Origin of the sequence: Magnetospirillum fulvum (assembly GCF_900108475.1) — a bacterium.
Taxonomy (GTDB): Bacteria; Pseudomonadota; Alphaproteobacteria; order Rhodospirillales; family Magnetospirillaceae; genus Phaeospirillum; species Phaeospirillum fulvum_A.
In genome coordinates, this window is sequence record NZ_FNWO01000002.1 from 197,844 (window position 1) to 209,688 (window position 11,845).

Sequence of the window (11,845 nt, forward strand, 5' to 3'; positions counted from 1 at the left end):
AGTTAGGCGGGGCGATCCGCCGCCCCCGTCAACATCATGTGCAGACAGAGGGCGACAAAATCGTTTGAAATCAGTTTCTTGGCGTTTCGGCGCGGCGGGCCTCGATCGCGTCCCAGATATGCCCGGCAAGGTTGACGCCGTCGAAGCGGTCGATCTGGCGGATCCCGGTCGGCGAGGTGACGTTGATCTCGGTCAGGTAATCGCCGATCACGTCGATCCCGACGAAGATCAGGCCGCGCTGTTTGAGGGTCGGGCCGATCGCGGCGCAGATGTCGCGTTCGCGGGCGGTCAGCGCCGAGGGCCGGGCCTCGCCGCCGACATGCAGGTTCGAGCGGGCCTCGCCCGCCGCCGGAACCCGGTTCAGCGCTCCGACCGGCTCGCCATCGACCAGAATGATCCGCTTGTCGCCCTGGCGGACCTCGGGCAGATAGCGCTGAATCATCAAGGGCTCGCGCGAAAGCTGCCCGAACAGGTCGAGCAGCGAGTTGATGTTCTCGTCGCCGGGCGGCAGATGGAACACCCCGGCCCCGCCATTGCCGAACAGCGGCTTGAGGATGATGTCGCGATGCTCGGTGCGGAAGGCGGCAATCGCGGCGCGGTCGGAACTGATCAGGGTCGGCGGCATCAAATCGGGAAAGCGGGTGACCAGCAGCTTTTCCGGGGCGTTGCGGACCTCGGTCGGGTCGTTGACGACCAGAGTGCGGGGATGGATGTGGTCGAGCAGGTGGGTCGCGGTGATGTAGGCGAGGTCGAACGGCGGGTCCTGGCGCATCAGCACGACATCGACGCTGGCCAGATCAATCCGTTCCGGCGCGCCCAGGGTGAAGTAATCCTCGGCCTGGGCGCGGACCGACAGCGGCCGGACCTGAGCCTCGACCTTACCGGCCCGCCAGGACAAATCGGTCGGCAGGTAATGCAGCAGGGAATGGCCGCGCCGCTCGGCTTCCAGCGCCAGGGCAAGGGTGGAATCAGCCGCGAAATCGATCGATTCGATCGGGTCCATCTGGATGGCGACGACAAGGCTCATCGGGGGGGCTCCTAACGGAAATTCAGTGCGGCCGGGTCTTCAATTCGGCCATCAAGGACAAGGCCCGCGCCCGGGCCTGGGGGTCGGTGGTGCGGATCACGAACTGTTCCAGCGCCGCGACCGCCCCGCGCGGGTTGCCCTGGCGCAGATGCATCAACCCGGCCTCGCGCCACAGCGGCGGCTGGTCGGGGGCGACCAGCAACAGACCCTCGACCAGCGCCAACGCCCGGTCCAGCCGTCCCAGCCGCAGCAGACGTTGCTTCAGCGCCGTCTGGACCCGGATCAGCACGGCGCGGTTACCGAGCGGGACGAAGTGAGACGGCTCCAATTCGTGGCTCAGCCCCCGTCCCGCCTTCAACAGGGCGCGCAGATCGGGGGTGTCGAGCCGCTGGGCCGGGGCCGCGGGATCGAGAATCAGGCGGCGACCGGATTCGTCTTCGATCCGCAGCAGCAAGCGACAGGGAAAGGCCAGCGCCTCGGCGTTCAGTCCGGCGCGCCGGGCAATGTCGAGCAACACCAGACCCAGCGAATCCGGGTCGCCGCAGCGGCGCTCGATCACGCTGCCCAGGTCGCCCTCGTCCTCTTCGTTCCCGTCCTCGGCGACCGCCTGAAAGCCGTGGCGGATCAATACGGTTCCGGTCAGAGCGGCGGTATGACGCTCGACCGCCGCGCTATCGGACGAGCCGGTCAGGGTGGCGGCGCGGACGTCGTCAGCCAGGGTAGACAGGGTGTTGAGTTGGGCCGCAATCGCGCCGATTGCGGTCGGCCGCACCAGCGCGGCCAGCCACAAAGCCGCCTCGACCGGAGCGACCGCCGCGTCGTCCTGTCGGCCGAGATCGGCCAGACGCCGTCGCAGTCCGGCCGCCTCGGTCATCAGCCACCGGTCCGGCGGGGATCGGTCTTCAGCCGGATATGGCTGACGACGCGGCGGACTCCGTTAAGGTCGCGGCCGTGGGCGATGACGCGCTCCATCTCGGCCTCGTTCTGGGCGATCCCCAGCACATAGACCACCGAATCGCAGACATCGACGACGAAATTGATATTACGAATCTCGCCATCGCCCAACAGACGGGCCTTCAGCTTCTGTTGAATCCACAGATCGTTGGCTCCGCTGCCGCCCGGTTCGTCGTCGCCGCGCACGACGATCTCGTTATAGACCTCGCGCACGCCTGCGACCTGCCAGACCAGTTCGGCGGCGTCGTTGCGGTTCTTCTCGGTCGGCACCACCCCGGTCAGCAACACCCGACCCTCGCTGATGTTAAGGGTGACCTTGCGGTACATCTCGACATCGCGGTCGAACCATTTCTGATTGATCTCGGTGCGGATTTTCAGATCATCGATCGAGCCGCCCATCCCCCGCTCCTCGGCGGCGGCAACGCCGGTGGTGGCCCCCGCGCCGATCAGCATCGGGATGCAGCCCGACAGCAGACCCGCCAGCGCGGTCGCGACCAGAACAATCGGCAGAGGGCGCGGAAAGGGCACGGTCTGATCCTCCGAAGGCGTACAAAGCGGTTGGGCGGCAGTTTAGAGGGAAGCGGCGGTTCCAGGAAGAGTGCTGTTAATTCCCCTCAATCGCCGGGCGCTCGGTCCCCTCGCTTGGCTTTCGCTCGCATGGGCTCGCGGGCACGGGGCGTGCCAGTCGCTGCGCTCCATTAATCCCCGGGACGCCAAGCGTCGGGGAGGTGGCGGGGCAGCCGTCCCGGAGCCAGCAGCATCAGATCAAAGCGCAGATCGCATCCGGCCAAAGCGGGGTGGCGGGCGAGGAAGGCCGCCGCACCCCGCTCGATCCGCCGCCGTTGCGCCGGGGTCAGGGCGTGGGCCGCCTGCTCCAGGCTGGGGCGCGACTTGACCTCGACAAAGGCGACCACCGTGCCACGCCGGACGACCAGATCGACCTCGCCCGCCCCCGACCCACGCCCGGTCACCGCGCCGTGGCCGAGCAGACGATAGCCCTTGAGGCGCAGCCACAGCGCCGCGACCATCTCGGCCACCCGTCCCCGCCTGTGAGCGGCCCGGCGGTTCGGGTCGGGCCGGTTCTGACCGGTCGCGTCCCTCACTCTTCGTTGCTTCCCCGGAACAGTCTTAGTGCCAGGGCATAGACGTCGCGGCGGGGATGGCCGGTCTCGGCGGCGATCAGGGCGGCGGCATCCTTCACGCTGGCGCCCCCCTCGATCTGCTGGCGCAGCCGGGTTTCGACATCCAGTGCGCTGGGGGCCTCGGCCGCGCCGGGCGGAGCGGCGACGATCACCACCTCGCCGCGCGGCGGAGTCGCGGCGAAGCGGGCGGCCAGCTCCGACAGGGGGCCGCGCACGACCTCCTCATGCATCTTGGTCAGTTCGCGGGCCAGCGCCGCCTCGCGGTCGCCCAGCACCGCCGCCATGTCGGCCAGGGTTTCGGCGGCGCGGTGGGGCGCTTCGTAGAGGACCAGAGTGGCAGGGGCCGCCGCCAGTTCCTGCAATGCCGCCCGCCGTTTGGCTCCTCGCGGCGGCAGGAAGCCAGCGAACAGAAAGCGTTCGACCGGCAGGGCCGACAATTGCAGCCCGGTCAGCACCGCCGAGGCTCCGGGCAAAGCGGTGACGGCGATGCCGCGTTCGACGCAATCGCGCACCAGCCGGTAACCGGGATCGGACACTAGCGGGGTTCCGGCATCGGACACCAACGCCACCACCGCACCCTGTTCCAGCTTGGCCAGCAGCGCCGGGCGGGCTTGATCGGCATTGTGATCGTGATAGGGGGTCAGGCTGGCCTTCAGCCCCAGCAGTCGCAACAACTTGCCGGTGACCCTTGTATCCTCGCAAGCGACCAGATCGGCGGCGGACAGCACGTCGAGCGCGCGCAGCGTGATGTCGCGCAAATTCCCGATGGGGGTGGCGACGAGATAGAGGCCCGCCGCCGGTTTACTTCCGCGTCCCCACGGGCTAATTTCGCCGGACGTTTCCGCGGCGGCGGTGTCGCCGCCCGCTTGGTCCAGGGAGGGTTGCTTTGCGCCGGTCCGCGTTTCGGTGGCGCCGTGTCGCTGCCTTGTCATGGCTTACCGCTTTCCTGGTGCTTTCGGGCTGTCAACAAGCGGCAGACGTATCATCTTGGGCGCTCGGAACCAAGCCCGCATCCCCGGCGGCGGTGCCGCCGCCTGTTGCGCCGCCGGTTCAGGCCGCCCCCGCCCCCACCCTGCCCGAACCGCCGCCGCTGCCCGAGATCACGCTCGCCCCGGCCGCATCGGCTCCGCTGTCGCTGACAGCCCCCAAGGCGGTGAAGACCGAATCGCGGGCGGCGTTGCTGCTGCCCTTGTCGGGGCCGCAGGCCGCGACCGGACAAGCATTGTCGAATGCCGCCCAACTGGCGCTGTTCGAGATCGCCGATTCCCATTTCAGCCTGATCCCGCTCGACACCAAGGGCACCGCCGAGGGAGCCGCCGCCGCGATGGCGCAGGCGGTGGCGCAAGGGGCCGATATCATCCTCGGCCCGGTGTTCAGCTTCGAGGTCAAGGCGGCGGCACCGCTGGCGCATGATAATGCGGTGCCGATGCTGGCCTTCACCACCGATGCCAGCGTCGCAGGCAACGGAATTTATGCGCTCGGTTACCTGCCCGGTCCCCAGGTGGCCCGGGTGATCGCCCATGCCCGCGATCAGGGCCGCCGCCGCATCGCCGTGCTGGCCCGCTCCGACGATTACGGCCGCGCCGTCGCCGATGCCGCCCAATTGGCGGCGTCGAGTCTGGGGGTCGATCTGATCGCGGTCGAATATTACGATCCGGCCCAGACCGACTTTACCGCTTTGGTCAAGCGACTGGCCGCTCGCCGCCCGGCACCGGGGGAGAAAGCGGCCTATGACGCGATTCTGATCGCCGATGATGGGGTGCGGCTGCGTAACCTCTCTTCGCTGCTGTCCTACTACCTGACCGCGGGCGAGCCGCCGCGGCTGCTGGGCACCTTGCTGTGGGACGATCCCCGGCTGGCGTCCGAGCCGTCTTTGTCCGGCGGCTGGTATCCCGCGCCGCCGTCGTCGTCTTACGAGGCGTTCGAGCAGCGTTACGCCAAGGCGTTCGGGCCGATGCCCGCCCGTGTCCCCGGTCTGCTGGCCGGGATCGCCTATGACGCCACCGCCTTGGCGGCGCTGATGGCGCGTCAGGGCGGCGGAGATTACAGCGTCACCGCGCTGCAATCGCCGCTGGGTTTCCTGGGGGCGGGGGGATTGTTTCGCCTTACCCCGGCGGGGCTGGCGGAACGGGGGCTGGCGATCCGCGAGATCACCCCGCAAGGGGCGCGGGAAATCGCTCCGGCCCCGGCGACGTTCTAGTCGGTCGTGAAAAAGTCCCTCGCTGTCGCTCGGTGTACTTTTTCCCGTTGGATTAAAAGGAGAAAAATGGGCTAGGGGCGGCCCGGCGTCCATTTTTCGTGTTATCCGTTTCACCAGCTTTGCGTCGCTTATGCGCGCAAATCTGGTGAAAACCCGCCTCCGATGCCGTGGGCAAAGCCCATCGGCTTCGGAGGAAACCAAATCCATCCCCGCGCAGAAAGCTTGATTGAGCACGGGGATTCTTTTTGAACCGGGGAAAAGTACACTGAGGCCAAAGGCCGAAGGACTTTTCCACGACCGACTACCACAATTTGGTCGAGACCCACCAGGCCAGCGCGCCGACCGAGCCCGCCGCCGGAATGGTGATGACCCAGGCGACGACGATGTTGGCGGCGATGTTCCACCGCACCGCCGACAGCTTGCGGGCGGCACCGACGCCGACAATCGCGCCGGTGATGGTGTGGGTGGTCGAGACCGGAATCCCGGCCCAGGTGGCGGCGAACAGGGTGATCGCCCCGCCGGTTTCGGCGCAGAAGCCCTGGACCGGCTTCAGGTCGGTGATCTTCGATCCCATTGTCTTGACGATGCGCCAGCCGCCGAACAGCGTGCCTAGGCCCATTGCGACCTGACAGACCACCGCGACCCAGATCGGGACGTGGAATTGCGGCCCCAGCAGGCCCTGGCTGAACAGCAGCACCGCGATGATGCCCATCGTCTTCTGGGCGTCATTGCCGCCATGGCCCAGCGAGTACATCGCCGCCGAGAAGAATTGCAGGACGCGGAAGCGGCGATCGACGGCAAAGGGGGAGGTGCGGCGGCACAGCCACGACACCGCCAGAATCAGCAACATCGCCAGACTGAGCCCGATCAGCGGCGATAGAACGATCGCCGACCCGGCCTTGATGAAGCCCGAGGTGACCAGGGCGGAGAAGCCGCCCTTGGCGATTCCGGCCCCGGCGATGCCGCCGATCAAAGCGTGCGAGCTAGAGGACGGAATCCCCAGCACCCAGGTGACGATGTTCCACAAGATCGCCCCGGCCAGCGCCCCAAAGATGACATGGGTGTCGATCAGGGTGGGCTCGACGATGCCGGTGCCGATGGTGGTGGCGACGTGGGGGGCAAAGAACAACAGGGCGGCTGTGTTGAAGAAGGCCGCCCAGGCCACGGCGTATTTGGGTGACAGCACCCGGGTCGAGACCACGGTGGCGATCGAATTGGCCGAATCGTGGAGGCCATTAAGAAAATCGAACACCAGGGCAACAAAAACCAACGCCACGATGATCGGTAGAGCGACGGATCCGTCCATGATGCGTTCAGACCAGCTCGATCACGATGGTTTCAATGACATTGGCGACGTCCTCGAAGCGGTCGGTGACCTTTTCGAGCCGCTGATAGACTTCCTTGCGGGCGATCAGGCGGACCGGGTCGCGCTCGGAGGCGAACAGGGCGCGCAGCCCGTCGCGCTGGCGCTGATCGGCGGCGCTTTCTTCCTGGCCGATCGCTTCGCACAGACGGTTGATCTCGTCGGCGTTGCGGGTGGCCTGCTGCATCATCGGAATCGCCTGGACCAGCAATCCGGCGCATCCGGAAATACCGGCGGCCAGTTCGCGCATGTCGTGGCTGAAATCGCGCACCCCGTACAGATCGACGCGCTGGGCCACCTCTTCGATTCCATCGACGGTGTTGTCCATCGTGGTGATCAGCTTGTGAATCTGATCGCGGTCAAAGGGGGTGATGAAGCTGCGGTGCAGGGCCTGAAGCGTTTCACGGGTGATCTTGTCGGCTTCGCCCTCAATCGCACAGATGCGGCGGAAGTGAAGGTTCATGTCGGCCCCTTCGGCCATCATGTCTTCCAGAGCGCGCGAGGCTTCAAGAATTTTCGCGGAATGCGCTTCAAACAGTTCAACAAATCGCTCTTCGCGCGGCATCAACGACCGAAACAGGCGAAAGAACATCAACCAGGCCCCCGACAGTTCCAGAAAAGCCCGCGAACGAGCGCCGTCTGCATATCATACATGACCGTTCCGTTACAGGCGGTTCGACTGGTGGCGACCGATTAGGCGCTTGTGCCCGTCGCGACGGACTTCTACCCTGACCGGATCGAAATTCTGTCGCGGGAGTGGGGGCTATGCGCCGTCTCACCGTTGCCGCACTCCTTGCGGTTCTGCTGCTACCGCCCGCCCTGCCCGCCGCCGCAGCCGGGGCCGAGGAGGGAGAGGTCGTCGTCAGCACCTGGTCCTTCGTCTCTCCCGGCATGTCGGAAAAGCGCGGCTGTCGTCTCCGGGTGGTGATCGAGAACAAGACCCCGGTGTCGATCGGATTTTCCGGCAAGTTCCGCACCTTTTTGAAAGGGGTCGAGAAGGACGCCTGGTTCGTCACCACCACGCGAATCCCGCCCAAGGGCCAGACCGAGCGGCTGTATGCCTGTGTAATTCCGGGCGATACGCTCGAACTCGACCGCACCAGCGATTACGGATATCCCCGCATCTGTGAGGTCGAAGGCGAAAATACAAGCCCCTGCCCATTCAAGCTGCGGCAGGTGTCCAACCTTGTCATTACCGGCCAATAGGCCGTGGCTCGAGGGGAGAACGCGAGACAAATGCGGACGGTTCTGGTTGGCAATATCAAGGGCGGATGCGGCAAGACCACTCTGGCGACCCACCTCGCCACCGCTTTCGCCGCCGAAGGCAGCTTTGTCGCGATCGGCGATTGCGACCGTCAGGGGTCCAGCCTTAATTGGCTGCGGCGACGCGCCCCGGACGCCCCGGCAATTCTCGGGCTCGATTGGGCCAAGGAGGTCGGCGATCCGCCTAAGGGTCTGGAACGGCTGGTGATCGACGCCCCGGCGGCAATGCATCACAAAGATGTCGAGGCGTTGATCGAGATCAGCGAGATCGTCGTGGTTCCGGTGCTGCCCGGGGCGTTCGACGAGGATGCGACCGCCCGCTTCCTCGAACGGCTGTCGAAGGTCAAGGCGGTGCGCAAGAACAAGCGGGTGGTGGCGGTGGTCGGCAACCGTCTGCGCCCCGGCACCCGGGCCAGCGACCGTCTCGACGGTTTTTTCGGCGGTCTCGGCTTTCCGGTGGTGGCGCGGCTGCGCGATACCCAGCTCTATCCGACGGTGGCGGCGCGGGGATCAAGTGTGCTGGAAAGCACCGAAAGCCGGGCTAAATCCTATGCCGCCGAGTGGGCTCCCCTGCTCGATCTGATCATCGGATCGAAATAGGCGAGCCCCCAAAAGAAAACCGGAGCGGGCCAGCGGCCCGGTCCGGTTTCGCCGCACTCTATTTCGCCTTGGCGCGCCCGCGCGGAGCCGCCTTGGGCTTGTCCTCGGACGGGGCGGCCTTGGGGGCGGCCTTCGGCTTCGCGGCGCGGGGTTTCACCGGCGCGGCGACCTGGGCGGCTGCCACCAGACCCGAGACATGCAGTTCGGCCGCCAGCCAGAAATCCATCGCGCGCCCTTCGGGCTGTCCCGCCTCAACCCACAGGTGGTAGGCAAGGTCTCTTACCTTGTCTTCGGAATTCTGGGTCATGGCCTCTCCTGGCGATCAGTGTGTGAAAAACGGCGCAACTCTAACGCACCCGGTTGTCTGGGTACAATGACGGTCGGGTTTAACCCGCCTTTCGGCCAGCGCCGATGCGGGGTTCCTCGCCCTTGACCAGCCGGGCGATATTGGCCTGATGGCGGTGAAAGCCCATCGCCGCCAGTCCCAACGCCATCAACGCGGCGGCGGGACCGGAGAAATACCAAGCATAGAGCGGGGCCAGCGCCAGCGCCGCCAGCGCCGCCGCCGACGAGATGCGGAACGCCGCCGCCACCGCCAGCCAGGTCAGGCCGCAGGCGATGCCCACCGGCCACGAGGCGGCGGCCAGGGTGCCCAGCGTCGTCGCGACGCCCTTGCCGCCCTTAAAGCCCAGCCACACCGGATAATTATGGCCCAGCACGGCAGCGAACCCGGCCAGCAGCATCGGATAGGATTCGCCACCGGTCAGCAGCGCGGCTAGCCCGACCGCGATCGCTCCCTTGCCGCCATCGAGCAACAGGGTGGCGAGCGCCAGTCCCTTATGGCCGGTGCGCAGCACGTTGGTGGCGCCGATATTGCCCGACCCGATGGTGCGGATGTCGCCCAGTCCGGCGGCGCGGGTCAGCACCAGCCCGAACGGAACGCTGCCCAGCAAATAGCCGCCGATCGCGGCGAGCGCGAGGATCAGGCCGAGGAAAAGATCAGCACTCATGATGGAACACCGTGCGGCCGTCGATAACGGTACGGGTCACCATGCCGCGGACCAGACGCCCGTCGAACGGTGAGTTCTTTGATTTCGAGCGGGTGGCCTTGGCATCGATCACCCAGGCGCGGTCGGGATCGAACAGCACCAAATCGGCCGAAGCCCCGGTCTTCAGCCGCCCGGCGGCCAGCCCCAGGATCGCGGCGGGGGCGCAGGTGACCAGCCGCAGAGCCTCAACCAGAGGGAGCGCCCCGTCATGGACCAGATCGAGCGTCACCGGCAGCAGGGTTTCCAGCCCGGTGCCGCCGAATTCGGCCATCGTGAACGGCACCCGCTTTGAATCCTGGTCCTGGGGGGCGTGATCCGAGGCGATGGCATCGATGGTGCCGTCCTTCAGCCCTTCGATCACCGCCAGCCGGTCGGGTTCACCGCGCAACGGCGGCGACAGCTTGGCGAAAGTGCGGTAATCGCCGACCGCCTGCTCGTTCAAGGCGAAATAGGGCGGCGCGGTGTCGCAGGTGACCGGCAATCCGCTCGCCTTGGCGCGGCGGATCAACTCGATTCCCTCGGCGGTCGAGAGATGGGCGGCGTGATAGCGCCCCCCGGTCAGGGCGACCAGCCGCAGATCGCGCGCGATCATGATCGCTTCGGCGGCGGCGGGCATTCCGGCTAAGCCCAGGCGGGTGGCGAACTCGCCCTCGTTCATCACCGCGTCCTCGACCAGCGAGGGTTCCTCGGGATGCTGGACGATCAGCAGGCCGAAGGTGGCGGCATAGGACAGAGCGCGGCGCATCACCTTGGCGTCGCCGATGGCGCGGGTTCCGTCGGTAAAGGCCAGCGCGCCAGCCTCGGACAGCATCCCCATCTCGGCCAGTTCCTTTCCGGCCAATTGCTTGGTCGCGGCGGCATAGGGATAGACCTTGGCCAGCCCGATCTGGCGGGCGCGCCGGGCGACGAACTCGACCGTGGCGACGTCGTCGATCACCGGGTGAGTGTTGGGCAGGCAGACCATCGAGGTGACGCCGCCCGCCACCGCCGATTCACCGGCGGAGCGCAGGGTTTCCTTGTGCTCCTCGCCCGGTTCGCGGATCTGGACCCGCATATCGACGAGGCCGGGGGCGAGGCACAGGCCGTTGCAATCGACCACCTCGATTCCGCTCGGCACCCCGGACTGGAACAGGCCGGGTCCGACATCGGCGATGGTCTCGCCATTGATCAGCAGGGCACCCCTGGCATCCATCCCGGTGGCGGGATCGAGCAGGCGGGCATTGACATAGGCCACCAGACCGGTGGAGGCGCGGTTAGGCATCAGGCGGCTCCGTCCCGATTGGGAAGATGACGGGTAAGGACGTCGAGGCAGGCCATCCGTACAGCGACGCCCATTTCGACCTGTTCGCGGATCAGCGAGCGTTCGACGTCGTCGGCGACGTCGGAATCGATCTCGACGCCGCGATTCATCGGGCCGGGATGCATGATCACCGCGTCGGGCTTGGCCAGGGCCAGCTTGGCCTGATCGAGCCCGAAGAAATGGAAGTATTCGCGGATCGAGGGGATGAAATTGCCGCGCATCCGTTCGTTCTGGATCCGCAACATCATGATGACATCGACACCTTCGAGGCCCCGGCGCATGTCGTGGAAGACCTCGACCCCCATCCGTTCGACCCCGGACGGCAACAGAGTGCGCGGCCCGATCAGCCGCACCTGCGCTCCCATCACGTTCAGCAGATGGATATTCGAGCGCGCCACCCGGCTGTGCAGCACGTCGCCGCAGATCGCGACGGTCAGACCCGACAGCCGCCCCTTGCGCCGCCGGATCGTCAGCGCGTCGAGCAAAGCCTGGGTCGGGTGCTCGTGGCTGCCGTCGCCACCATTGATGACGGCGCAATTGACCTTTTCCGACAACAGCTTGACCGCACCGGAATCGGGGTGGCGCACCACCAGCACATCGAGATGCATCGCGTTCAGCGTCATCGCGGTGTCGATCAGGGTTTCACCCTTCTGCACCGACGATCCCGCCGCCTGCATGTTGATGACATCGGCCCCCAACCGCTTTCCCGCCAGTTCGAAGCTGGTCCGGGTCCGGGTCGAGTTCTCGAAGAACAGGTTGATGACGGTGCGACCGCGCAGCAGGTTCTTGCGCTTGTCGACAGAGCGATTCTGCTCGACATAGCCATCGGCGATGTCAAGCAGGGTGGTGATCTCCTCCGGCCCCAGGCCTTGGATTCCGAGGAGATGACGATGCTGGAAGCGGGTGTCGGTCATGGCGCGGAACTATAAGCCCGGCCGCTGACGCCC

Annotated in this window: 14 protein-coding genes; 3 read left to right on the plus strand and 11 right to left on the minus strand. The window is 66.5% G+C overall.

What is annotated here, in order from left to right:
• Positions 1-70: 70 nt before the first annotated feature.
• From gshB to rsmI, 5 genes are all read right to left on the minus strand, one after another.
• Complete coding sequence (gene gshB / locus BLW40_RS03115) at positions 71-1,027, minus strand: glutathione synthase (protein WP_074765443.1); 957 nt, start codon at positions 1,025-1,027, stop codon at positions 71-73.
• A 22-nt stretch (positions 1,028-1,049) separates the two neighbouring features.
• Positions 1,050-1,901 carry a transglutaminase family protein gene (locus BLW40_RS03120; RefSeq protein ID WP_074765445.1) on the minus strand — a complete coding sequence of 284 codons (852 nt, stop codon included), beginning with the start codon at positions 1,899-1,901 and terminating at the stop codon, positions 1,050-1,052.
• Complete coding sequence (locus BLW40_RS03125; protein WP_074765446.1) at positions 1,901-2,509, minus strand: BON domain-containing protein; 609 nt, start codon at positions 2,507-2,509, stop codon at positions 1,901-1,903. The genes BLW40_RS03120 and BLW40_RS03125 overlap by 1 nt, the downstream gene beginning before the upstream one ends.
• Positions 2,510-2,679: 170 nt before the next feature.
• Positions 2,680-3,084 carry a YraN family protein gene (locus tag BLW40_RS03130; RefSeq protein ID WP_074765448.1) on the minus strand — a complete coding sequence of 135 codons (405 nt, stop codon included), beginning with the start codon at positions 3,082-3,084 and terminating at the stop codon, positions 2,680-2,682.
• Positions 3,081-4,055 (minus strand): 16S rRNA (cytidine(1402)-2'-O)-methyltransferase, encoded by a 975-nt coding sequence (rsmI, locus tag BLW40_RS03135; RefSeq protein WP_083386595.1) that lies wholly within the window; start codon positions 4,053-4,055, stop codon positions 3,081-3,083. The genes BLW40_RS03130 and rsmI overlap by 4 nt, the downstream gene beginning before the upstream one ends.
• A 92-nt stretch (positions 4,056-4,147) precedes the next feature.
• Between rsmI and BLW40_RS03140 the strand changes: the two genes are divergently transcribed.
• Positions 4,148-5,323 carry a penicillin-binding protein activator gene (locus tag BLW40_RS03140; RefSeq protein WP_074765450.1) on the plus strand — a complete coding sequence of 392 codons (1,176 nt, stop codon included), beginning with the start codon at positions 4,148-4,150 and terminating at the stop codon, positions 5,321-5,323.
• Between the two features lie 301 nt (positions 5,324-5,624).
• Here BLW40_RS03140 and BLW40_RS03145 read toward each other — a convergent pair whose 3' ends face one another.
• Both BLW40_RS03145 and BLW40_RS03150 read right to left on the minus strand, forming a co-directional pair.
• Positions 5,625-6,629: an inorganic phosphate transporter gene (locus tag BLW40_RS03145; RefSeq protein WP_074765452.1), complete on the minus strand. Its 1,005-nt coding sequence runs from the start codon at positions 6,627-6,629 to the stop codon at positions 5,625-5,627.
• 7 nt (positions 6,630-6,636) lie between these two features.
• Entirely contained in the window at positions 6,637-7,278 is a 642-nt protein-coding gene (locus BLW40_RS03150; RefSeq protein WP_074765454.1) for a DUF47 domain-containing protein, read from the minus strand.
• 173 nt (positions 7,279-7,451) lie between these two features.
• On the opposite strand from BLW40_RS03150, the gene BLW40_RS03155 reads away from it, so the two are divergent.
• Complete coding sequence (locus tag BLW40_RS03155) at positions 7,452-7,892, plus strand: hypothetical protein (RefSeq protein ID WP_074765456.1); 441 nt, start codon at positions 7,452-7,454, stop codon at positions 7,890-7,892.
• A 30-nt stretch (positions 7,893-7,922) separates the two neighbouring features.
• Positions 7,923-8,549, plus strand: a complete 627-nt coding sequence (locus BLW40_RS03160; RefSeq protein ID WP_074765457.1) for a ParA family protein — start codon at positions 7,923-7,925, stop codon at positions 8,547-8,549.
• A gap of 58 nt (positions 8,550-8,607) precedes the next feature.
• On the opposite strand, the gene BLW40_RS03165 is transcribed toward BLW40_RS03160, so the two are convergent.
• The 4 genes from BLW40_RS03165 to BLW40_RS03180 form a co-directional block, all read right to left on the minus strand.
• A complete protein-coding gene (locus BLW40_RS03165) occupies positions 8,608-8,856 on the minus strand; it encodes a DUF2934 domain-containing protein (protein ID WP_074765459.1) in 249 nt (82 codons plus the stop codon).
• Positions 8,857-8,935: 79 nt separating this feature from the next.
• Complete coding sequence (plsY, locus tag BLW40_RS03170; RefSeq protein ID WP_074765460.1) at positions 8,936-9,559, minus strand: glycerol-3-phosphate 1-O-acyltransferase PlsY; 624 nt, start codon at positions 9,557-9,559, stop codon at positions 8,936-8,938.
• Positions 9,549-10,859 carry a dihydroorotase gene (gene pyrC / locus BLW40_RS03175; protein WP_074765462.1) on the minus strand — a complete coding sequence of 437 codons (1,311 nt, stop codon included), beginning with the start codon at positions 10,857-10,859 and terminating at the stop codon, positions 9,549-9,551. Before pyrC ends, plsY begins: the two co-directional genes overlap by 11 nt.
• Positions 10,859-11,812 carry an aspartate carbamoyltransferase catalytic subunit gene (locus tag BLW40_RS03180; protein ID WP_074765464.1) on the minus strand — a complete coding sequence of 318 codons (954 nt, stop codon included), beginning with the start codon at positions 11,810-11,812 and terminating at the stop codon, positions 10,859-10,861. The genes pyrC and BLW40_RS03180 overlap by 1 nt, the downstream gene beginning before the upstream one ends.
• Positions 11,813-11,845: the final 33 nt, after the last annotated feature.